This is a genomic window from Comamonas sp. E6, from assembly GCF_001010305.1.
Classification (GTDB): Bacteria; Pseudomonadota; Gammaproteobacteria; order Burkholderiales; family Burkholderiaceae_C; genus Comamonas; species Comamonas thiooxydans.
In genome coordinates this window covers 1-25,445 of record NZ_BBXH01000021.1, presented here as the reverse complement: position 1 = coordinate 25,445, position 25,445 = coordinate 1, and the positions used below count along the sequence as shown (strand labels likewise).

The window sequence follows — 25,445 nt, the reverse complement described above, 5'->3', positions numbered from 1 at the left end:
CGCGCAGTGATTAGGTGGGACCTGAGCAGGCAATGCCATGTCCCGGACTCTGAATCTGGTTTGAGCCACGCGACGCTCGCCGGCTCAGCCTACAATGGCGCCCATTATTCCCAAATTCAAGCCCATGCTCGTTGACGGTCAACATCCAGAACAGCAAAGCACTGCATTCAAGCAGCATGGGTTCGCGTGCCCTGGCCATTCAGCCCAGAGCCGCCTGCGTACCGGTTTTTAACTTTGGAGCTTCCCATGTCTCAACTGTTCGAAGCGACCGCTCTGGTCGTTCCGTTTGAAAAACTGAGAATGTCTGATGTCGAGTCCGTAGGCGGCAAGAACGCCTCGCTCGGCGAAATGATCTCGCAACTGCCCCAGGGCGTACGCGTGCCTACCGGCTTTGCCACCACGGCTCATGCATTCCGCGAGTTCCTGGCATTTGAAGGTCTGGCCGGCAAGATCTCGGCCAAGCTGGCTGCCCTGGACGTGGACGATGTCCGCGCTCTGGCCGCTGTGGGCGCGGAAATCCGCGCCATGGTGGAAAACCAGCCTTTCCCTGCCGATCTGGAGCAGGCCATCCGTGAGGAATTTGTTCGCCTGCAAGGCGGCAATGCCGAGGCATCGTTTGCCGTGCGTTCTTCCGCCACGGCAGAAGACCTGCCCGATGCATCGTTTGCCGGCCAGCAGGAAACCTTCCTGAACGTGGTGGGCATCGAAGACGTGCTGCACAAGATGAAGGAAGTGTTCGCGTCGCTGTACAACGACCGCGCCATCTCCTACCGCGTGCACAAGGGCTTCGAGCACGATGTGGTGGCCCTGTCCGCCGGCGTGCAGCGCATGGTGCGCTCCGACAAGGGCGCTGCCGGCGTGATGTTCACCATCGACACCGAATCCGGTTTCGAGGAAGTGGTCTTCATCACCTCCAGCTATGGCCTGGGCGAGACCGTGGTGCAGGGTGCCGTGAACCCCGACGAGTTCTATGTGCATAAGCCCATGCTCAAGGCTGGCAACAAGGCGCTGATCCGCCGCAATCTGGGCTCCAAGCTGATCCAGATGATTTTTGCCACGCCCGAGGAAAAGGCTGCAGACGGCAAGCTGGTCAAGACCACCGATGTGGCTCACGAGTTGCGCAACCGCTATTCGCTGACCGACGAGGAAGTGCAGCAGCTGGCGCATTACGCTCTGGTGATCGAGCAGCATTACGGCCGCCCCATGGATATCGAATGGGGCAAGGACGGCACCGACGGCCAGCTCTACATCCTGCAGGCGCGCCCCGAAACCGTGAAGAGCCAGGCCAAGGGCCAGGCCGAGCTGCGCTACAAGCTCAAGGGCACGGGCACCGTGCTGGCCGAAGGCCGCGCCATCGGCCAGAAGATCGGCACCGGCCCCGTGCGTCTGGTGTCCGACATCTCGCAGATGGACCAGGTGCAGGCCGGCGACGTGCTGGTGACCGACATGACCGACCCCAACTGGGAGCCCGTCATGAAGAAGGCTTCGGCCATCGTCACCAACCGCGGTGGCCGTACCTGCCACGCAGCCATCATTGCTCGCGAGCTGGGCATCCCTGCCGTCGTGGGCTGCGGCAATGCGACCGATCTGCTCAAGGCCGAAACACTGGTCACCGTGTCCTGCGCGGAAGGCGATACCGGCAAGATCTATGATGGCTTGCTGGAAACCGAAGTGACCGAGGTCAAGCGTGGCGAGATGCCCAGCATCTCCACCAAGATCATGATGAACGTGGGCAACCCCCAGCTGGCTTTCGACTTTGCCCAGCTGCCCAACGAAGGCGTGGGTCTGGCCCGCCTGGAATTCATCATCAACAACAACATCGGCGTGCACCCCAAGGCCATCCTGGACTACCCCGCCGTTGACGCGGATCTGAAGAAGGCTGTCGAGTCCGTGGCCCGCGGCCATGCATCTCCCCGCGCGTTCTACGTGGACAAGGTGACTGAAGGCGTGGCAACGATTGCCGCCGCTTTCTGGCCCAAGCCCGTGATCGTGCGCATGTCCGACTTCAAGTCCAACGAATACCGCAAGCTGATCGGCGGCAGCCGTTACGAGCCCGAGGAAGAGAACCCCATGCTGGGCTTCCGCGGTGCAGCGCGCTACATCTCGGCCGAGTTCGGTGAAGCCTTCAAGATGGAATGCGAAGCCCTGCGCCGCGTGCGTGAGGACATGGGTCTGACCAACGTCAAGATCATGATCCCCTTCGTGCGCACGCTGGGCCAGGCCAAGCGCGTGACCGAGCTGCTGGCAGAGAACGGTCTCAAGCGCGGCGAGAACGGCCTGCAGCTGATCATGATGTGCGAAGTGCCCTCCAACGCAGTCCTTGCCGAGGAGTTCCTCGAGTACTTCGACGGCTTCTCCGTGGGCTCCAACGACCTGACCCAGCTGACCCTGGGCCTGGACCGCGACTCGGGCCTGGAGCTGCTGGCCGCCGACTTCGACGAGCGCGATCCTGCCGTCAAGAAGCTGCTGGCTCGTGCCATCAAGGCCTGCCGCGACCAGAACAAGTATGTAGGCATCTGCGGCCAAGGCCCTTCGGACCACCCCGACTTTGCCAAGTGGCTGGCCGACGAAGGCATCTCGTCGATCTCTCTGAACCCTGACAGCGTGGTCTCCACCTGGCAGAAGCTGGCTGAATAAGCCTTGCGCATCGGCATGCAGACGCATCACGCGCCCGTGCATGACGATGCTGTGTCGGATGCTCCGCGACAGGCATTCGATGCTTTGGGCAATCCGGTGGAAGTCACCTTCCCGCCGGATCTGCACGATACCTACCACCTGAGACTCAAGGCCTTGCTGCTGACGGTCTGGGTGGTATTTTCATTTGGCATCTGCTACTTTGCGCGCGATATCCAGGCGCTGGTGCCCGACTGGCCCGTGGCCTACTGGATGGCGGCCCAAGGGGCGGTCCTGATGTTCCTGCTCATCATCGTGGTCTATTGTGTGGCCATGGATTATTTCGAACGCCAGCAGGCGCGTGACGAGGCGCGCAAAGCGGCTGAGGCTCACGACGCCTCCTCTGCCACTTCCGATCTTCATGCCTGAGCGGCCAGTTCTGAGCCGTGCCTATCACTGGCGGCTGCATCGCATCCTGTTTCTCTATGTGCTGGGAACGGCAGGCTTTCTGCTGACCATGCTCTGGGCCGAGGAGCGCGGGCTCTCTCGCCACTGGATCGGGCCCATCTTCCTGTTCTCCACGGTGATGGTGTACGCGGCCATCGGCGTGTATTCGCGCACCAGCGATGCCGAGGAGTATTTCGTCGCCGGCCGGCGCATTCCGCCTTTCTACAACGGCATGGCGGCTGCTGCAGACTGGATGAGCGCAGCCTCCTTCATCAGCCTCTCCGGTGCGCTTTATCTGCAAGGCTTTTCGGGAACCGGCACGCAGCCCGGCGGACTGGCCTATGTCCTGGGATGGACGGGCGGGTTCTGTCTGGTCGGTATGCTGATTGCCCCCTATCTGCGGGCCATGAATCTCTATACCGTGCCGGATTTCTTTCAGGCGCGCTATGGCGGACGTTGGCCGCGCATCATTGCTGCGCTGGCGGCCATCACCTGTTCCTTCACCTATGTGGTAGCGCAGATCTATGGCGTGGGCCTGATTGCCGCGCGGCTGACCGGCGTGCAGTTCGAGATCGGCATCATGCTGGGGCTGGGCGGCGTGCTGCTGTGCTCGTTCCTCGGCGGCATGCGGGCGATCACCTGGACCCAGGTGGCGCAATATGTGGTGATCCTGCTGGCCTTCATGCTGCCTGTCTCCTGGCTGGCCTACAAACAGCTGGGCAACCCCTGGGCGCAGCTGGCCTATAGCCAGCAACTGGGCAAGATCGGCGCCATGGAGCAGCAGTTGCTTTCCTCAGAGGCCGAGCAGTCGGTGCTGGAGGCCTATCGCACCCGCGCTCAGGTGCTGCAGGCCAAGCTGCGCGATGTGCCCAATGTGCTGGCGGCCGAACGCCAGGCACTGAGCGAGCATATCCGCGAGCTGCGCACCAGCAGTGGCAATATCGGCGCCATCATGGCCGCCAGCCGGGAGCTGGCCGCCATGCCCAAGGACGAGGCGGCGGCGCGCGAGCTCTGGAGCCATGAATTGCACGAGGCCTATGAGCGGGCCAAGCCGCTGGGCGGCATGCCGCTGCAAAGCCAGCCTTTCGCGGGGGATCCGGATGGCTCGCCGGCCGAGCAGCAGGCCTATGAGGAAAGTCGGCGCAATTTTCTGGCACTGATGTTCTGCCTGATGGTCGGCACGGCCGGGCTGCCGCACTTGCTCACGCGCTATTTCACGGTTCCCTCGGTGTCTGCCGCACGTACCTCCGTGGCCTGGTCGCTGTTCTTCATCGGGTTGCTGTATCTGGGGGCGCCAGCCTTGGCTGTACTTGTGAAGTACGAGGTCATGAGCAATCTCGTTGGCACGCATTTCGATGCCTTGCCGAACTGGATAGCGCAGTGGTCAAGGGTGGACGCCTCGCTGCTGTCGGTGGAGGACATCAACGGCGATGGCATTTTGCAGTTTGCCGAAATCCGCATGGGGGCTGACCTCATCATGCTGGCCACTCCAGAACTAGGCGGCATGCCTTATGTGCTCTCGGGGCTGGTGGCTGCGGGCGGACTGGCGGCGGCTCTGTCCACGGCCGACGGCCTGCTGCTGACCATCAGCAATGCCCTGGTGCGGGATCTCTATTTCCAGGAGCGCCAGCGCCTGGATACGCGCAAGCGCCGCATCTCCCCTGAACAGCGCGTGATTCTTTCCAAATTCGCATTGCTGCTGGTGGCCCTGTCGGCGGCGTTTGTCGCGGCGCGTCGCTCTTCGGACATTCTTCCCATGGTCTCTGCCTCCTTTTCTTTGGCGGGCTCGGCTTTGGTGCCGGCCATGGTGCTGGGCATCTTCTGGCGTGGCACCACGCGTCGTGGCGCGGTGGCCGGCATGCTGCTGGGCCTGGCCGTGACGCTTTACTACATGGCCTCGCACGTTCCGGGTCTGCAAGGGGTGCTGCCGTCGATCCTCCGTGGCGAGGCACTCTGGTGGGGTATTCAGCCCATCTCGGCCGGAGTGTTCGGTGTGCCGGTGGGCTTGGCCTCCACATTGCTCGTCAGCTGGTGGGAGCAGCGACGGGCGAGAGCTTGAAAACTCTTGATTGGATGGCCTTCAGCGATCTTTTGAATCAGGTTCAAGGCAGTTTTCTGCTGAATATCCGCCGCGAACTGATCTGGAGCATGCGCGGACCAGGCTTGCAGGAAAACCCGCTTTTCAGCTGCAGCCATAGCTGCCACCCTGCAGGGCGGAAAGCAATTCAATGCACAGAGGGCGGGGTCGATGTATCTAGTCAAAACACCCGAGGGCCAGCTGGCCTTCAAGGAGCGCCATGCCGATCTGAGCCAGCGGCTGCGCTCGGCCTTTTTGCTGTTTGACGGTCGTCGCAGTCTCATGCAGGTGCTGGAGGCGACCTCGGCGCTGGGAGTGAACAAGGACGATATTCTGGCGCTGGTCGGCAAGGGCTGGCTGGCCACAAGAGAGTCGTCCGTCGCGACCGATGCAGCAGCACAGGCCCATGCATCTTCGCTCTCAAAGAGCAGTTCGGCATCGTTGGCAGCTGCTGACGTCGACCCTGGCAGCGCCCAGAGGCGTTACCAGAGAGCCTATCCGATAGCGGTGTCCATCACGGGGGCTCTGGGGCTCAAGGGCTTCAGGCTGAATCTGGCAGTGGAGGCGGCCATGGGTTATGAGCAACTGGCAGCGCTGGCTCCGCGCATACGTGATGCTGCGGGTGACAAGGCCTATATGTCGTTGCACAGGGCGCTGTTTGAGGCGGAAGAGACATAAGCACCATCTGTGCCGAGCCTCTCGCAAAGAAAAAAGCGGCCTCAGAGAGAGCCGCTTTTTTGATGAACCAGCCTGTTTTTAGACAGCCAGCAGTTCCACGTCAAACTTCAGTGTGGCGTTGGGCGGGATCACGCCACCGGCGCCGCGCGCACCATAGCCCAGGGCAGCGGGGATCAGCAGCGTGCGCTGGCCGCCCACCTTCATGCCTTGCACGCCTTCGTCCCAGCCCTTGATGACCATGCCGGCGCCCAGGGGAAAGACGAAAGGATCGTTGCGGTCCTTGCTGGAGTCGAACTTGGCGCCTTGCACGCCATTGTTGTAGAGCCAGCCGGTGTAGTGCACGGTCACGTTCTGACCGGCCTTGGCTTCGGCGCCTTCGCCCACGACGGTGTCTTCGTATTGCAGGCCGGAGGCAGTAGTGTTGAATGCCATGATGATTTCCTTTCAGCGCAAAGCAGAAAAAGGCGATGGAAAAAAGGGCCCGCCAAGCACGCTTGGGGCCCTTGGATGATAGTGGTGCACCCGCTTGCTGCCAGTCCCCCGGCCGCAACAGCGGCAAGGTTTACTTCTTGGCGCGCGCGGCAACCCAGCGGTTGGCAAAGGCTTGTACATCGGACAGGCGCTTGAGCAGATCCTGCCCGGTCAGGGTGACGGTGTAGCCGTCGCTGCCATGCTCGAGCAGGCCGCACTCGCGCAGCTCCTTGATACGGGTGTTCAAGGTGTTGGGGGTGATGCCGCCCACACTGTCTTGCAGCAGTCGGAAGGTCTGGGGATGACCATCCCGCAAAGCCCACAGCACGCGCAGCGCATAGCGGCATTCGAGCTTCTCGAACAGCTGGTTGATGGCGGCGTTTTCCTTGGAGCTCATGGACGCTTCTCCTTGCGCAATGATGTTGTCGAGCTGGGCGCACTAGGCGCTTTCAGTGCCATGTCCAATGGACTATAGCGGTTAATTTATTTTGCTACAAGTTTAGTAGCTTCAAATCTTCGACTGCAACGCCTTGAAGTGATAAAGGCCACAAACAGCGCGCAAGTGTTGCGGGTCAGCCACGAATCAGGGAGAAGACTCGCTTGCTTCAGGGTTTGTAGCAATAGGGGCAGGGCTGAAGCAGCCCTGGGGACAGGGTGGCGAGCCATGCCGGAAGTGTTAGTACTGGCTTAGGTGTTTCTGGGTGTAAAAATTGACTCTGACCATTGATTTGTCAGAGCAAGCAGCTATGGAAATCATAGTTCCTGCTTTTGTGCCGGCATTTGCTTGAGTTGCACCAGCACCTGCAGCAGACGGTTGATCGGCGTGGCAATGCCCAGGGCCTGACCGCGTCGCACCACATAGCCGTTGAGATGGTCGATTTCCGTGGTCTTGCCCCGCGCCAGATCCTGGGCCGTGGAAGAGAGCTGCCGGGGCATGGTGCGCGCTATGGCTGCTACAGCCTCGTCCACGGAGGCCGGCAGCAGCACGCCGTCGGCCAGAGCTACGGCCTTGCATTCGGCGGCAATATCCTGCATGACGGCGGGTACGCCCTGCTGCGCGATCAGCCAGCCATAGGGCTGCTGGGTGAGGGCGGAGAGTGCGTTGTACACGCAGTTGATGATGAGTTTTTGCCAGAGTGCGGTCAGCACGCCGTCCGAGGTCTGGGTGGGGATGTTTGCTGCGCTGAACTGGAGTGCAATCTCGTCACCCTGCGGACAGGGCGCGATAAGCAACTCGCCCCGGCCGAAGTGACGCACATGGCCTGGGCCGGCCATGGCGGTGGCGACATAAACCACGGCAGCAGCCACCGGCTGCTGACCCAGTACCAGGCGCAGGCGCCGGTCGTTGTCCACACCGTTTTGCAAGCTCAGTACCTGGGTGTGCGCTGCCAGGTGGGGTTTGATCTGTGTAGCCGCTGCTTCGGTGTCGGTGGATTTCACGCAGAACAGCACCACATCGGCGCCTGCCACGGCACTGGCTTCGGTGCTGGTGGTGATGGGGATGTTCAGATCTTCTGTCGCCGTCTGCAGTCGCAGCCCGTGCTGGCTGATGGCCTGCATATGCGATGCTCTACCGATCAGCGTGACCGGGTGGCCGGCGCGTGCCAGCAGAGCACCAAAGTAGCAGCCCACCGAGCCCGCACCCATGACGGCAATGGACAGACGAGGGGAGGCGGCGGTGTGGTTGACCATGTTCATGCGGCTATCTCGCAAAGAGGCTCAGCTCTTGAGCTTGAGCAGATAGGTCATCAGCTGGGCAGTGGAGGTTTCGACCTCCAGAAATTCATGCAGTGCCTTGCCGGTTTGCCAGGAAGAGTTCCAATTATTGCTGACCAGGGCTTGCTTCCAGCTGTCCTGGTTGCTTGCATGGTCGATAGCGGCCAGCAGTTGCTGGGCGCGTTCTGCCGGCAGATTCTTGCCTGTAAAGATGGCACGCCAGTTGGACATTTCAGCATCCAGACCCTGGTCGCGCATGGAGGCAATGCCGAACATGGCACGGCGTGACGAAACACCGAGGGCGCGCAGTTTGCCCGCCTGCAAGGCTTCTCTGAACTCGCTGTAACCAGAGATTCCCACCTGCACCTGCTTTTGCAGCAGGGCCTGGAGCACATCGTTACCGCCGGCAAAGGGTTTGTATTGCAGTTGCTCCGCATTGGCCTTGGCCAGGCGGGCCAGCATGCCTGCGTACATATGGTCCACACCGCCTGCAGAGCCTCCGGCAATGGTCAGTGCCGGCAGGTTCTCGCGCATGGCCTTGGCCAGTGCCTTGGGGTTGGCAAGCGGCGAGTCGGTGGGCACGGCCACTACCAGATAGTCGCTGGTCAGGCGCGCAAGGGGCTGTACCTGCTGCAGCGCGGCCGAATTCTTGTTCAGCGCCAGGGCGCCGACCATGACCATGCCGCCGATCAGCAGGCAGTTGGGGTCGCTGCCATAGCGTTTGGTGTACTCGGCCAAGCCTATGGTGCCGCCCTTGCCGCCGATGTTTTCATAAACGACCTTGTCCACCGTGCCGCTGCTGGTCAGCGCGGTGCCCAGGGCGCGGCCGGTCTGGTCCCAGCCGCCGCCGGGGTTGGCGGGGATCACGATACGCAACTGCGTGCCAAGGCGCTGAGGCGGATTGGCGATGGCAGCAAAAGGTGTAGACAGCAAGGCAGCGGAATAGCTTAGCCAGTGGCGACGTGTCAGGGCATTGTTCGCGTGGGGGGTATTCATGTCTGTCTCCGTTGTTATGTGTCTTTTGGTGAGTTTGGCCGCAAGCGAAGGCTTGCTGACCTGGGCTGCATGCGAAAAAGCCCCGACCTGGGGCAGGTCGGGGCTTTGAGTAGCAGGGAACCGGCGCGCCGGTTCCTCGGACTGACTTTACAGCGAGTCGATGAAGCTGCGCAGCTTGTCGGAGCGCGAGGGGTGCTTGAGCTTGCGCAGCGCCTTGGCTTCGATCTGACGGATGCGCTCGCGCGTCACGTCAAACTGCTTGCCGACTTCTTCCAGCGTATGGTCAGTGGACATTTCAATACCGAAGCGCATGCGCAGCACCTTGGCTTCGCGAGGCGTCAGGCCGTCGAGAATGTCCTTGACCACATCGCGCAGACCGGCCTGCATGGCGGCGTCGATAGGCGCCGTGTTGTTGCCGTCCTCGATGAAATCGCCCAGGTGGGAATCGTCGTCGTCGCCGATGGGGGTTTCCATCGAGATCGGCTCCTTGGCGATCTTCATGATCTTGCGGATCTTGTCCTCGGGGATCTCCATCTTGGCTGCCAGGATGGACGCATCGGGCTCGAAACCAAACTCTTGCAAGTGCTGGCGCGAGATGCGGTTCATCTTGTTGATGGTCTCGATCATGTGCACGGGGATACGGATCGTGCGGGCCTGGTCGGCGATGGAGCGCGTGATGGCCTGACGAATCCACCAGGTTGCATAGGTCGAGAACTTGTAGCCGCGACGATATTCGAACTTGTCCACGGCCTTCATCAGGCCGATATTGCCTTCCTGGATTAGATCCAGGAATTGCAGACCGCGGTTGGTGTACTTCTTGGCGATGGAGATCACGAGACGCAGGTTGGCCTCGATCATTTCCTTCTTGGCATCGCGGCTGGCGCGCTCGCCGCTGTTCATGCGCTTGTTGATGTGCTTGAGCTCTTCCAGAGGCACGACCACGCGGGCCTGCAGGTCGATCAGGTTCTGCTGCAGCTCCTGCACGGGCGGAATATTGCGCTCCAGCACGGCGCTGTAGTTCTTGCCTGCCGCCACTTGCTTGATGACCCAGTCCAGGTTCAGCAGGTTGGGCGGGAAGTCCTTGATGAACTGCTCCTGGGGCATGCCGCACTTGTCAACGATGATCTTGCGCAGCTCGCGTTCCTTCTTGCGCACGTCGTCCACCTGGGCGCGCACCAGATCGCAGAGCTTTTCAATCGTCTTGGCTGTGAAGCGAATGGTCATCAGCTCTTCGGTGATGGCCTTCTGCACCTTCATGTATGCCTCGGTGCCGTAGCCTTCCTTGTCATACACCTTGTGCATCTTGTCGAAGAGCTCACGCATGGAGTCAAAGCGACCCAGGGCTTCGTTCTTCAGCTCTTCGAGCTTCTTGGTCAGAGCCTTGGAGCCGCCCTTGCCGTCATCGTCGTCTTCTTCGTCGTATTCGTCGAAGTCTTCTTCGGCCACATAGTCGTCGTTCTCGTTGGCATTGACGAAGCCGTCCACCACGGTGGAGATGACAACCTTGCCTTCGCGGATTTCCTCGGCCATGTTGAGGATTTCGGCGATGGTCGCAGGGGAGGCCGAGATGGCTTCCATCATGTCCATCAGACCGCCTTCGATGCGCTTGGCGATTTCGATTTCGCCTTCGCGTGTCAGCAGTTCGACGGTACCCATTTCACGCATGTACATGCGCACGGGGTCGGTGGTGCGACCGAATTCTGAGTCCACGGTGGACAGAGCCGCTTCGGCCTCTTCTTCCGCTTCTTCTTCGGTGGTGGCCGACTGGCCGGTGTTGTTCAGCAGCAGGGTTTCCGCATCGGGAGTCTGCTCGTACACGGCCACGCCCATGTCGTTCAACATGGAGATCACGACTTCCAGCGTTTCGGCATCGACCAGCTTGTCGGGCAGGTGGTCGTTGATTTCGGCGTGGGTCAGGTAGCCGCGGGTCTTGCCCAGCTTGATCAGCATCTTCAGACGCTGACGGCGGGTGTTCATTTCCTCTTCGGTCAGAACAGTCTCGTCCAGGCCGAATTCCTTCATCAAGGCGCGTTCCTTCGCCTTGCTGATCTTCATGCGCAGAGGCTTGGCCTTTTCGGCAGGAGCAGCAGACGCTTCGGTTGATGCCTCCTCTTCGACTTCGCCTTCCAGATCGCTGTCGATATCCGACAGGTCTGCATCATCCATGTCCTCGTCGGCCTCCTTGGCCTTGGGCTTGCGACCGCGCTTGGCGGGAGCCTTGTCGGCATCGGCACTGGCAGCAGGGGCCTTGACGGCGGCTGCCTTCTTGGCAGCAGGGGCCTTTTTGGCGACAGTCTTCTTGGCGGCAGGAGCGGCAGCTGTGTCGTCGTCTTCTTCGGCCTTCTTGCGGCCGCGCTTGGGAGTTGCCTGCGCCAGCAGCGCATCGGCCATGGCTTTGAGTTCGGCTTGTGACTTGGTAACCACGGTGGTGTCTTTCTTTGCTTCGGCTGCAGATGCAGCACTCTTCTTCACAGCAGGCTTGCTGGCACTGGCCTTTTTCGCGGGCTCTGCTGCGGAAGTGGAAGTTTTAGAGGTCTTGGGCTTTGCTGAAGCTTCTGGGGCCTGCTTGGACTTCACGGACTTTGAAACGGGCATGAACACCTCTCACGGTACGAACACACACAAACACACAAAGGAAAACGGAAAATGCAAACAAACGCCATGAAAGCTGGCGCAAGAACAGGTCTAGCCTGTCCGGTGGAGCACAAAGACTCCATGGCAAGATGTTGGGGCGATCATTTGGTATGCAATCCTTGCGAGAAATGGGCCATGCAGTTGCTGCCATCACGTGATTTCTTCACGGTGCCCGGGTCGGAGGTGTTGCTGTCGCTCTTGCCTATATCCGCTAAATTATACCTTTTTTAAAGATGTCAAGAGGTGGAGCTAATAATTACAGATAAATTTTTTCGCCGCTGTTGAAACTCAATGTAACGTCTTGCGGCTGTGGGGTCTGTAGCAATTTCCTTGAGAGCCTTGGCTTCTTCGCGCTTGAGGTGATCCACCAGGATCAGATTGAGCGTGCCGCGTAACTCCTTGCGCAACTCGTCCACTTCGCCTTCAGGGTTGGCATGGGCGCCGCTCATCAGCTTGTGGGCCAGCGGCTCGCAGGGTGAGCCTTGCAATTGCTCGCGCAGCACTGCCCAGGAGCGCGGCCCGGATTCGGTGAACTGGGCCTCCAGCCAACGGAACAAGGGGGCATGGCTTTGGTTGCAGCGAGCCAGGGCATCGAAATCCTCATGGGTCATCTCTTCCATGAACTCCATGTGACACATCAGCAGGCGTGCGGCCTGGTCTTCGCGGCTGACCGGCGTGGGGCGCGGGCCCAGTTGTGGCGGGTTCCAGTCCTCGCCCTTCTTGCCCCAGGGCTTGCGCTGGCGGCCGAATTCCTTGCGGCCCGACCAGTTGCCACCATCGCTGCCTCCGCTCTGGCTTGGGTAGGAGGGGCTGGGTGCACCTGCGTCAGTCCAGTCGGGAGCGCTTTCCCAGTTGCCCGCAGGAGCATCCCATTCCGGTGCCTGAGGGCCGGGGGGCGCAGGCGCGCGGCGGGCAATGGGGGCGGTGCGTGCCGCCTCCTGCGCCCAGATATCGGAGAGGTCGCGCGAGTCCAGCTGGGCCAGGGCTGCGATTTCGGAGAGCAACTGGCGCTTGAGCGCGCCGTCGGGCAGCAGCGACCACAGCGGCCGGGCGTTGCTGGCCATGTGGGCACGGCCTTCTGTCTGTCCCAGATCGCAGCCTTCGCTGGCCGATTCGATGAGAAAGCGGCTCAGTGGCGTTGCATCGCCTACATAGCGCGAGAAGGCCTCGGGGCCGAATTCGCGGATGAAGCTGTCGGGGTCGTGCTCCGAAGGCAGGAACAGGAATTTGATGGAGCGCGTGTCGGTTGCCAGCGGCAGGGCTGCATCCAGAGCCTTGCGCGCGGCGCGCCGGCCCGCGCCGTCGCCGTCGAAGCTGAAGACCACGGCATCGGTGAATCGAAACAGCTTTTGCACATGCTCGGGCGTGCAGGCCGTTCCAAGCGTGGCCACGGCATTGGCAAAGCCGAGCTGGGCCAGCGCCACCACGTCCATATAGCCTTCGGTGACCAGGGCGTAGCCCATGTCGCGCAGGGCCTGGCGGGCCTCGTAAAGGCCGTAGAGTTCGCGGCCCTTGTGGAAGACCGGGGTTTCGGGCGAGTTCAGGTACTTGGGCTTTTCATCGCCGAACACCCGCCCGCCAAAGCCTATGCACTCGCCTTTGACATTGCGAATCGGGAACATCAGCCGGTCGCGAAAGCGGTCGTAGCGGCGGCTGTCGTCCTCGCCGACGATGACCAGCCCGCATTCTTCGAGCTGCGGGTTGTCGTACTCGGCAAATACGCTGGCCAGACCATGCCAGCCTGCAGGGGCATAGCCCAGGCCAAAGCGCTTGGAAACTTCGCCAGAGACGCCGCGCTTTTTCAGATACTCGATGGCTTTCGGAGCTGCCTTGAGCTGCTTGCGATAGGACTCGCCGGCTTTTTCCAGCAGATCACTCAGTGTTTCCGCCTTTTGCTTTTGCTGAGCCTGGCGCTGGCGCTCGGCGGGACTGATGTCGTCCTGCGGCACTTGCAGACCGCATTGGTTGGCAAGCTCCTGCACGGCTTCGACAAAGCCCATGCCGGCATGCTCCATCAGAAAGCCGATGGCATTGCCATTCTTGCCGCAGCCAAAGCAGTGAAAGAACTGCTTGCTGGGGCTGACGGTGAAAGAGGGCGACTTCTCGCTATGGAACGGGCATAAGCCCATGAAGTTGGCGCCGCCCTTTTTGAGCTGTACATAGCGGCCCACGATGTCGACGACGTCGACGCGGGATAGCAACTCTTGGATAAATGATTGGGGAATGGCCACCCGCGTATTCTGCCTTTTTCGGCAATGGCCGAGGGCGCGGCAGGAATGGAGCAGGCGGGCAAAAAAAAGCCTGCACCCATGGGTGCAGGCTCAGGTCTCCTGATGCCTGGGTCATTGCCAGGCTCTCCTCTAAAACGTCTCCTCCGCCACTCAGTCTTGAGGCTTGCGACCGGCTCCGTGCGGGCAGAGATGCCGGTCTTGCACTGCCAGTGCAGGCAGTCATGTACTCAAAACATGTGCGCATTCTAAAAGCGATTCGAAGTCCTGGTGATTGGTCTGTCAGATAAATGATGTCTTGTAGATGACTTGCATGAGTTGGCCCTGCCTGGGGAATGAGGGGATTTTTCAATGGAATCCCATGTGGTTGATTTCAAATGAATTTATCGATTTTCAGAAGCTGTTGAAAGTACTGTCTCGCTGAATGACCTTTTGCATTGCTCTGGTTTATCTGCGCATGTCACATGCCACATACCGGTTTGCTGGCGCGGTGCGGCCATTTCGGGCGCAACTGCTTGATCACGATCACAACAGGCCTGCATGGCGCTCGGTTGTAAGCCTGGCGTGACGGATGCTGGAGTACAAAACGCTCAGGAGACAAACATGACAAGTTCTTTCGATCTGAACCTCGCCCCAAATACCGCCAACCATGCCGCGCTGACGCCGCTGAGCTTTATTGCCCGCACGGCCGAGGTCTACCCCGAGCGCCTGGCCATTGTTCACGGCGACTTGCGCCAGAGCTGGGCGCAAACCTATGCGCGCTGCCGTCAGCTGGCCAGCAGCCTGCAGAAAATCGGCATCGGCAAGAACGACACCGTGGCCGTAATGCTGCCCAATACGCCACCCATGGTGGAGGCGCACTTTGGCGTGCCCATGGCCGGTGCCGTGCTCAACACGCTCAATACCCGGCTCGATGCCGAGACCCTGGCATTCATGCTGGATCACGGCGAAGCCAAGGCCTTGATCGTGGACCCCGAGTTCGCGCCTCTGATGGCCAGGGCGCTCAAGCTGCGCCAGAGCACCGCGCCCATCCATGTGATCCAGGTCGAGGACAGCGTCTATGGCGAGGCGGCCGAGCAAATCGGTGCCACCGACTACGAGAGCTTTTTGGCCCAGGGCGATGCGGGTTTCGACTGGCAATGGCCCGGCGACGAATGGGATGCGATTGCACTGAACTACACCAGCGGAACCACGGGCAATCCCAAGGGTGTGGTCTATCACCATCGCGGCGCGCACAACAATGCCATCAGCAATGTGCTGGAGTGGGACATGCCCAAGCACGCCGTCTATCTGTGGACGCTGCCCATGTTCCACTGCAACGGCTGGTGCTTCCCCTGGACGGTGGCCGCACGCGCTGCGGTCAATGTCTGCCTGCGCCGGGTGGATGCGCAGGCGATTTTTGACGCCATTCGCAACCATGGCGTGAGCCATTACTGCGGCGCGCCCATTGTGCACAGCCTGCTGGTGAATGCGCCGGCTGCCATGAAGCAGGGCGTGCCCGCAGGCGTCAAGGCTATGGTGGCAGGGGCCGCGCCACCCGCATCGATGATCGAGGGCATGGAGGCCATGGGCTTTGACATCACCCATGTCTATGGCCTGACCGAAACCTATGGCCCAGCCACGGTCTGCGCCAAGCATGAAAGCTGGAATGCGCTCGATATCGGCGAGCGCGCCCGTCTGAACTCGCGCCAGGGCGTGCGCTACCACCTGCAACGCTCTGCCGCAGTGCTGGACCCCGAAACCATGCAGCCCGTGCCGCGCGACGGCCAGACCATGGGCGAGATCATGTTCCAGGGCAATATCGCCATGAAGGGTTATCTCAAGAACCCGCAGGCGACGCAGGAGGCTTTCCGCGGCGGCTGGTTCCATAGCGGTGACCTGGCCGTTCAGCATCCCGACGGCTATATCCAGATCAAGGACCGCAGCAAGGACATCATCATCTCGGGAGGCGAGAACATCTCGTCCATCGAAGTGGAGGATGTGCTCTACCGCCACCCCGCCGTGCTGGCTGCGGCCGTGGTGGCCAAGCCCGACCCCAAATGGGGCGAGACGCCCTGCGCCTTCATCGAGCTCAAGGCCGGAGCCGAGACCACGGCCGAAGACATCATTGCCCACTGCAAAAAGCATCTGGCCGGCTACAAGGTGCCGCGCGCCGTGGTGTTTGGCGAGCTGCCCAAGACCAGCACGGGCAAGATCCAGAAGTTCGAGCTGCGCAAGCAAGTAGGCTCGGCTTCAGCTATCTCGGTTTGAGATCTGGCCGTAAACAAAAAAGCCCGGTGCTCCAGCTCTGTGGGCAGCGGGCTTTTCCGTGTCTGTCAGTTCAGTAAATTTGATAGCTGCTAGCGCCTGCTATTCATAGAGCTTTGATGGCTTTCAATCTGAAATCTATGAATAGCACGCGCAAGAAGCTCTGAATTGGATAGCGCCAACTGGGGCGGCGCGTCAGGCCAGCTCGGGCGGCATGCGCTGCCAGCCTTCGGGCGTCACACGCAGCACCTCGGCGCGACGCGTATCGGCATCGATATGCCAGTCGCTGAGCACGATGCGCCACTGCTGCCTGCCCAGTGCGTGATCGGCGGGCTGATGAGTGTGGCCGTGAATCAGCCAGGGCGCTTGCGCGGCCTGCATCCAGGTGGCACTCATCTGCGCGTCGGCATCTGCGTAGGGCGCGCCGCTTTGCTTGCGTTGCTCGCTTTCGCTGCGTGCCGATCTGCCGATCGCGCGGCGCACGGCCAGGGGCTGGGCCAGCAGTTGCTGTTGCCAGGCGGCGGAGCGCGAAACAGCGCGGAATTGCTGGTAATCCACATCGTCAAGGCACAGCGCATCGCCATGGCTGAGCAGGATGCTGGTGCCTGCCCACCGCAGCACCGTGGGGTCGCAAAGGCCGGTCATGCCGCTGCGGCGCAGAAATTCGTCACCGGCCAGAAAGTCGCGGTTGCCGACCATGAAGAACAGCGGGCGCTGCTGCGCCGCCTCGCGCAGCACGGCAGCGCATTCGGCTTCGAAGCTGCCGGTTTCATCGAGTGCATCGTCACCCACCCAGACTTCAAACAGATCGCCGAGGATAAAGATGGCGTCGGCCGTGCTGCGTGCCAGATAGCTGCGCCAGGCTTCAACCGTCTGCGGCTCGGACGGCTGCAGATGCAGATCGGAAATGAAATCAAGCGTGCGCCAGTGGGGCTCAGCCTGGAGCTGCGCGACTTGAGGAGCGGCAGTGCGTGGATCAGAAGATTCAGCCATGAATGAAAAGTGCGCAGCCTGAAAACAATAACGGCCTCACAAAGAGACGGCAAGCAAGGGCCGCCCCGCAGCGAGGCCGTCGTCCCCCTCCGCGAAGCAGAGAGGGGGAAGGCGCGTTAGCGCCTCAGGGGGAGATTACAGTGCCACGGCCTTGTCGATCACCACGGCGTCGAAAGGCACGTCGTCGTGGAAGCCCTTGCGAGTGGTGCGCACCTTCTTGATGGCGTCCACGACTTCTTCACCCTTGACCACCTTGCCGAACACGGCATAGCCCCAGCCCTGGCCGGTGGGAGCGGTGTGGTTCAGGAAGCCGTTGTCCACGGTGTTGATGAAGAACTGGGCGGTTGCGCTGTGAGGATCGCTGGTGCGAGCCATGGCAATCGTGTACTTGTCGTTCTTCAGGCCGTTCTTGGCTTCGTTCTCGATGGGAGCAGCGGTTTCCTTCTGCTTCATGTCGGCTGCGAAACCGCCGCCCTGGATCATGAAGTTCTTGATCACGCGGTGGAAGATGGTGCCGTTGTAGAAGCCCTGATTCACGTAGTTCAGGAAGTTCTCTGTGGACTTGGGCGCATTCACGGCGTCCAGTTCCAGGGTGATCACGCCCTGGGTTGCGGTGTCAGCCACGTTGATGGTCACGTGCAGTTCGACTTGGGGATTGCTCATGTCTGTGCTTTCTAGAGGATGGAGTAAAGAGGCGGGCGCGGCCCGGCAGGTGCAGCGCCGCCGGGGTGTTTACTTGATTTCGGTGGCGGAGAGGATTGTTACCGGCGTCGTGGGCACATTCTGGTGCATGCCACGGTTGCCCGTAGCCACGGCGCGGATTTTGTCCACCACATCCATGCCCTTGACGACCTTGCCGAAGACGGTATAGCCATGGCCGTCGGGCTTGGGGGCATTGAGCATGTCGTTGTTCACCACATTGATGAAGAACTGCGAGGTGGCGGAATTGGGGTTGCCGGTGCGTGCCATGGCAATCGTGCCGCGGTCGTTCTTGAGACCGTTGCTGGCTTCCAGCGGAATCGGGGCGCGTGTGGGCTTTTCGTTCAGATTGGCGTCCATGCCGCCACCCTGGATCATGAAGCCGTCGATGACGCGGTGGAACACCGTGCCGTCATAGTGCTTGTCACGCACATACTGCAGAAAATTGGCGGCGCTCTTGGGGGCCTTGGCATCGTTGAGCTCGACCACGATATCGCCCATGCTGGTCTTGAGCTGCACCTTGGATTGCGCCTGGGCCAGGCCGGGGGTTGCAAAAACAGTGGCTGTCAGCGCAATCGCGGACAGGGCCTTGAGGCTGTTTCGACGGAAATTCAGCATGGTCATATTCCTGGGTAAGTGGGCCTTGGGCAGGGCCGCAGGGATGGCGGCTGCGAAAAACAGGCTTGAGGCAGCTGAGGGCGCCGGCCTGCTTCACAAGAGGGAGAAGGGCGGCGATGGCAAAAAACGGGTTCAGCGCTGTGCAGGCTGGGCCGGGGCAGGCGTTGCGAGAGAGGCCGCAGGCTGCAGCAAGTCCTTGAGCTGCTTGAGCTTGGGGTTCAGGGCTGCTGGGCGGCCGCCCTTGGCCAGGGACTGCGCATAGGACTGATAGGCCAGGCGGGCATAGATATCGCCCAGGTTCTCGTGCGCCACGGCATAGTTCGGATTGTTGCGCACGGCGGCTTCGAGCGCTGCTCGGGCGCGATCCAGGTCACCCTGGCGTGCATAGATCACGGCCAGGTTGTTATAGGGCTCGGGCAGCTCGGGATAGTCCTCGGTCAGCTGGCGAAACGCTGCAATCGCGTCCTCGGTCTTGCCGTCATTGCTCAGCGCGATGCCGCGCAGAAAACGCATCTGCGGGTCGCGTGAATTCTTGGCCAGATAGGTGTCTGCTTTTTGCAGCGCCTGCTGTGTCTTGCCGCTCTTGAGCAACTGGGCAACATCCGTGTAATCGTCGGCGTAGGCGCTACCTGCAGCGAGCAAGGCAGCCAGGGCTGCCGCACGCGCTGCGGTACTGAACAAGTTGCGTACAGGCATGTAGGTGCTTTCATGGCGCCGCAAAACTGCGCTGCGGCGGGAGCTTATACTGCGGGGAATTGTAGCTGAGGGGTGTGCGGCGCTTAGGCGTCTGGCCGGACCGGGATGTGTCTGGATGCTAGTGCGCATTTTTCAGCCTCAGGGAATGGCAGGCATGGTTTATGCATCGCAGGCATGACCAGTGCTGCTGCTCGCCACCCTCTCTCCCTATTTCAAGATTCATGAGTTTGCGTATCTACAACACGCTGTCGCGTGCACTGGAATCGTTTTCGCCGCTTGAGCCGGGCCATGTGCGTATGTACGTCTGTGGCATGACGGTCTATGACCTCTGCCACCTGGGCCATGCACGCTCCATGGTGGCTTTCGACGTGGTGCAGCGCTGGCTGCGCGCCAGCGGCTACAAGGTGACCTATGTGCGCAACATCACCGACATCGATGACAAGATCATCAAGCGCGCGGTGGAAAACGGCGAGACCATACGCAGCCTGACCGACCGCATGATCGATGCGCTGCACCAGGACGCGGATGCGCTGGGCATCGAGCGCCCCACGCTGGAGCCGCGCGCCACCGAGTATGTGCCGCAGATGCTGAGCATGATTGCCCGCTTGCAGGGCAAAGGCCTGGCCTATCAGGCCGGCAACGGCGATGTGAACTACGCCGTGCGCAAGTTTCCAGGCTACGGCAAGCTCTCGGGCAAGTCGCTGGACGAGCTCAACGCCGGCGAGCGTGTGGCCGTGGCCGACGGCAAGCACGACCCGCTGGACTTTGTGCTGTGGAAGTCGGCCAAGGTGGACGAGCCCGCCGACGTGAAGTGGGCCAGCCCCTTTGGCGAAGGTCGCCCCGGCTGGCATATCGAGTGCTCGGCCATGGGTTGCGAGTTGCTGGGAGAGAGCTTCGACATCCATGGCGGCGGTGCGGATCTGCAGTTCCCCCACCACGAGAATGAGATCGCCCAGAGCGAAGGTGCGACCGGCAAGCCGTTCGCACGGACCTGGATGCACAACGGCTTCATCAACGTGGACAACGAGAAGATGTCCAAGTCGCTGGGCAACTTCTTCACCATCCGCGACGTGCTCAAGGAGTACGACGCCGAGACCATCCGTTTCTTCGTCGTGCGCAGTCACTACCGCAGCCCGCTGAACTATTCCAATGTGCATCTCGATGATGCGCGCGGTGCGCTCAAGCGCCTCTATACCGCGCTGGACCTGGTGACGCCTGCCGAGGTGCAGATCGACTGGAGCAATCCCTATGCCGCCCGCTTCAAGGCGGCGATGGACGAAGACTTCGGCACGCCCGAGGCCGTGGCCGTGCTCTTCGAGCTGGCCGCCGAGGTCAATCGCAGCAAGTCGCCCGAAGTGGCTGGCTTGCTCAAGGCCTTGGGGGCCTGCCTGGGCCTGCTGCAGGCCGAGCCGCAAAAGTTTCTGCAGGCCGGTGCCGAAGGGGCGGACGCGGCAGCGATCGAGGCGCAGATTGCCGCACGCGCAGAGGCCAAGGCTGCCAAGAACTGGGCCGAGGCCGACCGCATCCGCAAGGAGTTGCTCGATCAGGGCATCGTCCTCAAGGACTCGGCTGCGGGCACGACCTGGGAAGCGGCCGCCAAGGGCTGAGGCTGCATGCAATATTCCATCAACTGTGTGAGCAGTGCGGAGAGTCGTGCATGAGTGCGGCCAAGCATCTGGACACCATGGAGTTTGAACAGCTGCCGCTGGTGGCTGATCTGCCCGTGCCCATGGGGCCGGCTGCGCCTTTGCCTGTAGCGCCTTTGGGGGCCGCAGCCATTGCTCAGCCTGCGGGTACATCTGCAAAGCAGGCAGTTGCGTCCAAAGCGGCCGCTCCAAAGATCCATCTGGATTTGCCTGATGGTGTGCCCGCCTATTGGGCTGAGGCCTGTCGTCAACTCATGCGCCGCGATCGTGTGCTCAAGCGCCTGATTCCGCAACTCGGCAGCCAGGCTTTGTTGCCTTGCGGGCAGGAGCAGGCCTTTGCCACGTTGGCCCGGTCCATCATCGGGCAGCAGATTTCGGCGAAGTCCGCCAAGACCTTGTGGAACAAGTTCGCCAGGCTGCCCGCTGCCATGCAGCCCGAGCAGGTGCTCAGGCTCAAGGTGGACGATATGCGTGCGGTGGGGTTGTCGGCCCGCAAGGTGGACTATCTGGTCGATCTGGCTCTGCACTTCACCGAGAACCGTCTGCACATGGATGAATGGGCTCAGATGAGCGATGAAGTCATCATTGCCGAGCTGATGTCCATACGCGGCCTCAGCCGCTGGACGGCCGAGAATTTTCTGATTTACTGTCTGGGGCGGCCCAATGTGCTGCCTCTGGACGATGCCGGTTTGATACAGGGCATCTCTCTCAATCATTTTTCGGGCGATCCTGTCAGTCGCAGCGATGCCCGTGAAGTTGCCGAGGCTTGGAAACCGTGGTGTACGGTTGCAACTTGGTATATTTGGCGCTCGCTCGAGGCGCAGCCTGTGGCTTGATGACATCTGTCCACTGGCCGATTGCAAGGATTGCAACAGGCTGGCACAAGGAGAAATACGTTGGCGAAAAAGAACTTTCTGGATTTTGAGCAGCCCATTGCCGAACTCGAATCCAAAATCGAAGAACTGCGCTATGTGCAGACTGAAAGCGCAGTAGATATCTCGGAAGAGATCGATCAGCTCAGCAAGAAAAGCCTGCAGCTGACCAAGGACATCTACAGCGACCTGACCCCCTGGCAGATCACCAAGATCGCACGCCATACCGAGCGCCCCTATACGCTCGACTATGTGCGCGAGTGCTTTACCGACTTTGTCGAAATGCACGGCGACCGCCACTTTGCCGATGACCAGTCCATCATCGGCGGCCTGGCGCGCTTCAATGGTCAGCCCTGCATGGTGATCGGTCATCAAAAGGGCCGCGATACCAAGGAGCGTACGCTGCGCAACTTCGGCATGACGCGTCCCGAGGGCTATCGCAAGGCCTTGCGTCTGATGAAGACGGCCGAGAAGTTCAAGCTGCCTGTGTTCACTTTCGTGGACACGCCCGGCGCCTTCCCTGGCATCGATGCCGAGGAGCGTGGCCAGTCCGAAGCCATCGGTCGCAACATCTACGAAATGGCTCAGCTGCAGACCCCCATCATCACCACCATCATCGGTGAAGGTGGCTCGGGCGGTGCGCTGGCCATTGCCGTGGCAGACCAGGTGCTGATGCTGCAGTACTCCGTGTACTCGGTGATCAGTCCCGAAGGCTGCGCTTCCATTCTGTGGAAGACCGGCGAAAAGGCCCAGGAAGCAGCAGACGCCATGGGCATCACTGCTCACCGCCTCAAGGCGCTGGGTCTGGTGGACAAGATCGTCAACGAGCCTGTGGGCGGTGCTCACCGCGATCACAAGCAAATGGGTGCCTTCCTCAAGCGTGCGCTGGGCGATGCCTATCGCCAGCTGACCGATCTCAAGCCCAAGGAGCTGCAGGATCGTCGCTACGACCGCATTCAGAGCTATGGCAAGTTTGCCGACACCAAGGCCGACAACCGCTGATCCAGCGGGCTTGATGCCGCTTGCGCACAATGGCTCCTTCGGGAGCCATTTGTTTTTTGTCGAGAGTTTATGAGCGAAATACGCCTTAATCCCTTGCTGGGTAGGCGTTGGCTGCTATTGAATTTGAAAGAGAGAGTCTGTTGTTCATGCAAGCCCAGTCAGATGCTGACTTGTTGGCGGCTTCGGCCGGCCGGGTGGATGCCGCAGTGGCTGCATTCAATCCAGCGCTGCCGCTGGTTGTGGCCTTCAGTGGCGGAGCCGATTCGTCAGCTCTGCTGCTGGCCTGCCATGCGCGTTGGCCGGGGCAGGTGCGGGCGATTCATGTGCACCATGGTTTGCAGGTTGCAGCTGATGAATTTCAGCGGCACTGCGAGCAGCTGTGCGCCCGGCACGGCATTGCCCTCAAGGTCTGCGCCATCAATGCGCGCAATGTGCAGGGACAAAGCCCCGAAGATGCGGCGCGGCAGGGGCGTTATGCGGCCTTGATTCAGGAGGCTCGGCAGCCTTGGCTCGATGCGCAGGGTGCTGCGCTGGATGCGGTGCGCTCCATGGCGCTGGCCCAGCATGCCGACGATCAGGTCGAGACCTTGCTGTTGGCGCTCTCGCGCGGTGCCGGTGTGGCCGGTCTGGCGGCCATGCCTGGGCATTGGCAAAGAGCAGGGCTGGAATGGTTCAGGCCCTTGCTGGAGGTGCCGGGGCAGGCGCTGCGCGACTGGTTGCGGCTCAGGAATTTGAGCTGGGTCGAGGATCCGACGAATGCCGATCCAGGCTACACGCGCAATCGCATCCGGGCTCAGTTGCTGCCGGTACTGGAGCAGGTCTTTCCGCAGTTTCGCAGCACGTTTGCACGCAGCAGCGCCCATTGCGCCCAAGCGTCGCAGTTGCTGGACCAGCAGGCGGCGGCAGATCTGCAACTGGTGGGGGTGCCGCCCGCCATCAAGGCGCTGCAGAGTTTGAGCGAGCTGCGTATGGGCAATGTCCTGCGTTATTGGTTGCGCACCGAGCATGGCACCACGCCGACGGCGGCACAGCTTGCGCAGCTCATGGCACAGCTCGGCGTTTGCACTACGCGAGGGCACCGCATCCACATCAAGGTGGGGCGAGGTTTTGTAGAGCGCCAGGGGGCAAGTCTCGGTTGGTACAATTCCTAGGTTTTGGTTTTTTTACCTGTACGAAAACCGCCGGCGCGCCAAAACCTTTGTGATCTGCGCCGTGGCTGCTGTTTCGTCACCCTTTAGTATCCAATGGCACTGATCGTTCATAAATACGGCGGCACCTCGATGGGCTCGACAGAGCGCATCCGCAACGTCGCCAAGCGTGTGGCCAAATGGGCTCGGGCAGGTCACCAGTTGGTGGTTGTGCCCAGCGCCATGAGTGGCGAAACCAACCGTTTGCTGGGTCTGGCCAGCGAACTGGCTCCCAGCCACGCCAAGAGTTCGTACTATCGTGAGCTTGATATGCTGGCCGCCACTGGCGAGCAGGCATCCTCGGCGCTGCTGGCCATTGCGCTGCAGGCCGAAGGCATGGAATCGGTCAGCTATGCGGGCTGGCAAGTGCCCGTGCGCACCGATAGCAGCTACACCAAGGCTCGCATCGAGTCCATCGACGACAAGCGCGTGCGTGCCGACCTCGAGGCAGGTCGTGTCGTGATCGTGACCGGCTTCCAGGGTATCGATCCCGAAGGCAATATCACCACGCTGGGGCGTGGCGGCTCCGATACTTCGGCCGTGGCCGTGGCTGCCGCCCTGAAGGCGGCCGAATGCCTGATCTATACCGATGTGGATGGCGTCTACACCACCGATCCCCGTGTGGTGCCTGCTGCCAAGCGCCTGGGTACGGTGAGCTTTGAGGAAATGCTGGAAATGGCCAGCCTGGGCTCCAAGGTGCTGCAAATCCGTTCCGTGGAGTTTGCAGGCAAGTACAAGGTGCCCATGCGCGTGCTGTCGAGCTTCACGCCCTGGGATATCGATCTGGAAGAAGAAGCCAAGTCCGGCACGCTGATTACTTTTGAGGAAGACGAAAAAATGGAAAAGGCTGTCGTATCCGGCATCGCTTTCAACCGTGGCGAGGCCAAGATCTCCGTGCTGGGCGTGCCTGATACCCCCGGCGTGGCTGCTGCCATCCTGGGTCCCGTGGCTGATGCCAACATCGAAGTCGATGTGATCATCCAGAACATCTCCAAGGACGGCAAGACCGACTTCAGCTTCACCGTGAGCCAGGGCGACTACCAGCGTGCCATGGAGCTGCTGCGTGAAAGCGTTGTTCCTGCGCTGGGTGCTTCCGAAGTGGTGGGCAATCCCAATATCGCCAAGGTCAGCATTGTCGGTATCGGCATGCGCAGCCATGTGGGCGTGGCCTCCACCATGTTCCGTGCTCTGAGCAAGGAAGGTGTGAACATCCAGATGATCTCGACTTCCGAGATCAAGACTTCGGTCGTGATCGACGAGAAGTACCTGGAGCTGGCCGTGCGTTCCCTGCACACCGCCTTCGGTTTGGACAAAAGCGAATAATTTTCGCAACTTTCCAAAAACGAACAAAAAAGCTGTTTACAATAGCGTCATTCCGGAAACGTGACCGAGTGGCCGAAGGTGCTCCCCTGCTAAGGGAGTATGGGGTGTAGAGCCTCATCGAGGGTTCGAATCCCTCCGTTTCCGCCAAATCAAAGAAAAAGCCGCAAGGCTTTTTCTTTTTGTCAAGACCCTCTGGGTCTTGACAAAAAGTTTCAAACTTTGATTTGAGTCTGGTAAAAACAGGCTACAATGCAAAGCTTCGCTGATCGCAGCAAGTAACGAGATTCAAGATCGGATTTTCC

20 protein-coding genes and 1 tRNA gene are annotated in these 25,445 nt (G+C 60.9%); 11 read left to right on the top strand and 10 right to left on the bottom strand.

Annotated features, from left to right (window positions below; translation table 11 throughout):
* The first annotated feature begins 246 nt into the window (after positions 1 to 246).
* The 4 genes from ppsA (at position 247) to CSE6_RS18415 (ending at position 5,815) form a co-directional block, all read left to right on the top strand.
* Entirely contained in the window at positions 247 to 2,637 is a 2,391-nt protein-coding gene (gene ppsA / locus CSE6_RS18430; protein ID WP_034378888.1) for a phosphoenolpyruvate synthase, read from the top strand.
* Between the two features lie 15 nt (positions 2,638 to 2,652).
* Positions 2,653 to 3,042: a DUF4212 domain-containing protein gene (locus CSE6_RS18425; protein ID WP_034378961.1), complete on the top strand. Its 390-nt coding sequence runs from the start codon at positions 2,653 to 2,655 to the stop codon at positions 3,040 to 3,042.
* The gene (locus CSE6_RS18420) at positions 3,035 to 5,119 is read left to right on the top strand and encodes a VC_2705 family sodium/solute symporter (protein WP_059441192.1); all 2,085 of its coding nucleotides are present in this window, start codon (positions 3,035 to 3,037) and stop codon (positions 5,117 to 5,119) included. The genes CSE6_RS18425 and CSE6_RS18420 overlap by 8 nt, the downstream gene beginning before the upstream one ends.
* 189 nt (positions 5,120 to 5,308) lie before the next feature.
* Positions 5,309 to 5,815 (top strand): hypothetical protein, encoded by a 507-nt coding sequence (locus CSE6_RS18415; protein WP_059441191.1) that lies wholly within the window; start codon positions 5,309 to 5,311, stop codon positions 5,813 to 5,815.
* A 78-nt stretch (positions 5,816 to 5,893) separates the two neighbouring features.
* On the opposite strand, the gene CSE6_RS18410 is transcribed toward CSE6_RS18415, so the two are convergent.
* The 6 genes from CSE6_RS18410 to dnaG form a co-directional block, all read right to left on the bottom strand.
* Entirely contained in the window at positions 5,894 to 6,247 is a 354-nt protein-coding gene (locus CSE6_RS18410; RefSeq protein WP_003070674.1) for an FKBP-type peptidyl-prolyl cis-trans isomerase, read from the bottom strand.
* Positions 6,248 to 6,377: 130 nt separating this feature from the next.
* Complete coding sequence (locus CSE6_RS18405; protein WP_003057624.1) at positions 6,378 to 6,683, bottom strand: helix-turn-helix domain-containing protein; 306 nt, start codon at positions 6,681 to 6,683, stop codon at positions 6,378 to 6,380.
* Positions 6,684 to 7,039: 356 nt separating this feature from the next.
* Entirely contained in the window at positions 7,040 to 7,984 is a 945-nt protein-coding gene (locus CSE6_RS18400; protein WP_059441190.1) for a ketopantoate reductase family protein, read from the bottom strand.
* 21 nt (positions 7,985 to 8,005) lie between these two features.
* Positions 8,006 to 8,998 (bottom strand): tripartite tricarboxylate transporter substrate binding protein, encoded by a 993-nt coding sequence (locus CSE6_RS18395; RefSeq protein ID WP_059441189.1) that lies wholly within the window; start codon positions 8,996 to 8,998, stop codon positions 8,006 to 8,008.
* Between the two features lie 147 nt (positions 8,999 to 9,145).
* Positions 9,146 to 11,593, bottom strand: a complete 2,448-nt coding sequence (gene rpoD, locus CSE6_RS18390; RefSeq protein ID WP_003076272.1) for an RNA polymerase sigma factor RpoD — start codon at positions 11,591 to 11,593, stop codon at positions 9,146 to 9,148.
* A gap of 275 nt (positions 11,594 to 11,868) precedes the next feature.
* On the bottom strand, positions 11,869 to 13,863 hold the full coding sequence (gene dnaG, locus CSE6_RS18385) for a DNA primase (protein WP_034392107.1): 1,995 nt from the start codon (positions 13,861 to 13,863) through the stop codon (positions 11,869 to 11,871).
* 600 nt (positions 13,864 to 14,463) lie between these two features.
* Between dnaG and CSE6_RS18380 the strand changes: the two genes are divergently transcribed.
* Entirely contained in the window at positions 14,464 to 16,110 is a 1,647-nt protein-coding gene (locus CSE6_RS18380; RefSeq protein ID WP_059441188.1) for an acyl-CoA synthetase, read from the top strand.
* 192 nt (positions 16,111 to 16,302) lie between these two features.
* On the opposite strand, the gene CSE6_RS18375 is transcribed toward CSE6_RS18380, so the two are convergent.
* The 4 genes from CSE6_RS18375 to CSE6_RS18360 form a co-directional block, all read right to left on the bottom strand.
* Positions 16,303 to 17,100, bottom strand: a complete 798-nt coding sequence (locus CSE6_RS18375; protein WP_059441187.1) for a UDP-2,3-diacylglucosamine diphosphatase — start codon at positions 17,098 to 17,100, stop codon at positions 16,303 to 16,305.
* 135 nt (positions 17,101 to 17,235) lie between these two features.
* Positions 17,236 to 17,763 carry a peptidylprolyl isomerase gene (locus CSE6_RS18370; RefSeq protein ID WP_034360031.1) on the bottom strand — a complete coding sequence of 176 codons (528 nt, stop codon included), beginning with the start codon at positions 17,761 to 17,763 and terminating at the stop codon, positions 17,236 to 17,238.
* A gap of 69 nt (positions 17,764 to 17,832) precedes the next feature.
* Entirely contained in the window at positions 17,833 to 18,417 is a 585-nt protein-coding gene (locus CSE6_RS18365; RefSeq protein WP_034360075.1) for a peptidylprolyl isomerase, read from the bottom strand.
* A 132-nt stretch (positions 18,418 to 18,549) separates the two neighbouring features.
* Entirely contained in the window at positions 18,550 to 19,113 is a 564-nt protein-coding gene (locus tag CSE6_RS18360) for a tetratricopeptide repeat protein (RefSeq protein ID WP_003070694.1), read from the bottom strand.
* 221 nt (positions 19,114 to 19,334) lie between these two features.
* Between CSE6_RS18360 and cysS the strand changes: the two genes are divergently transcribed.
* From cysS to CSE6_RS18330, 6 genes are all read left to right on the top strand, one after another.
* Entirely contained in the window at positions 19,335 to 20,720 is a 1,386-nt protein-coding gene (gene cysS / locus CSE6_RS18355) for a cysteine--tRNA ligase (RefSeq protein WP_059441186.1), read from the top strand.
* A 50-nt stretch (positions 20,721 to 20,770) separates the two neighbouring features.
* Positions 20,771 to 21,595, top strand: coding sequence for a DNA-3-methyladenine glycosylase (locus CSE6_RS18350; protein ID WP_034360037.1), 825 nt, complete (start codon positions 20,771 to 20,773; stop codon positions 21,593 to 21,595).
* A 60-nt stretch (positions 21,596 to 21,655) separates the two neighbouring features.
* Positions 21,656 to 22,633, top strand: coding sequence for an acetyl-CoA carboxylase carboxyltransferase subunit alpha (locus CSE6_RS18345; protein WP_003057594.1), 978 nt, complete (start codon positions 21,656 to 21,658; stop codon positions 22,631 to 22,633).
* Positions 22,634 to 22,773: 140 nt separating this feature from the next.
* The gene (gene tilS / locus CSE6_RS18340) at positions 22,774 to 23,784 is read left to right on the top strand and encodes a tRNA lysidine(34) synthetase TilS (RefSeq protein WP_083994765.1); all 1,011 of its coding nucleotides are present in this window, start codon (positions 22,774 to 22,776) and stop codon (positions 23,782 to 23,784) included.
* 93 nt (positions 23,785 to 23,877) lie between these two features.
* Positions 23,878 to 25,143 carry an aspartate kinase gene (locus tag CSE6_RS18335; RefSeq protein WP_003057587.1) on the top strand — a complete coding sequence of 422 codons (1,266 nt, stop codon included), beginning with the start codon at positions 23,878 to 23,880 and terminating at the stop codon, positions 25,141 to 25,143.
* 54 nt (positions 25,144 to 25,197) lie between these two features.
* Positions 25,198 to 25,290 (top strand) — tRNA-Ser (locus CSE6_RS18330).
* Positions 25,291 to 25,445: the final 155 nt, after the last annotated feature.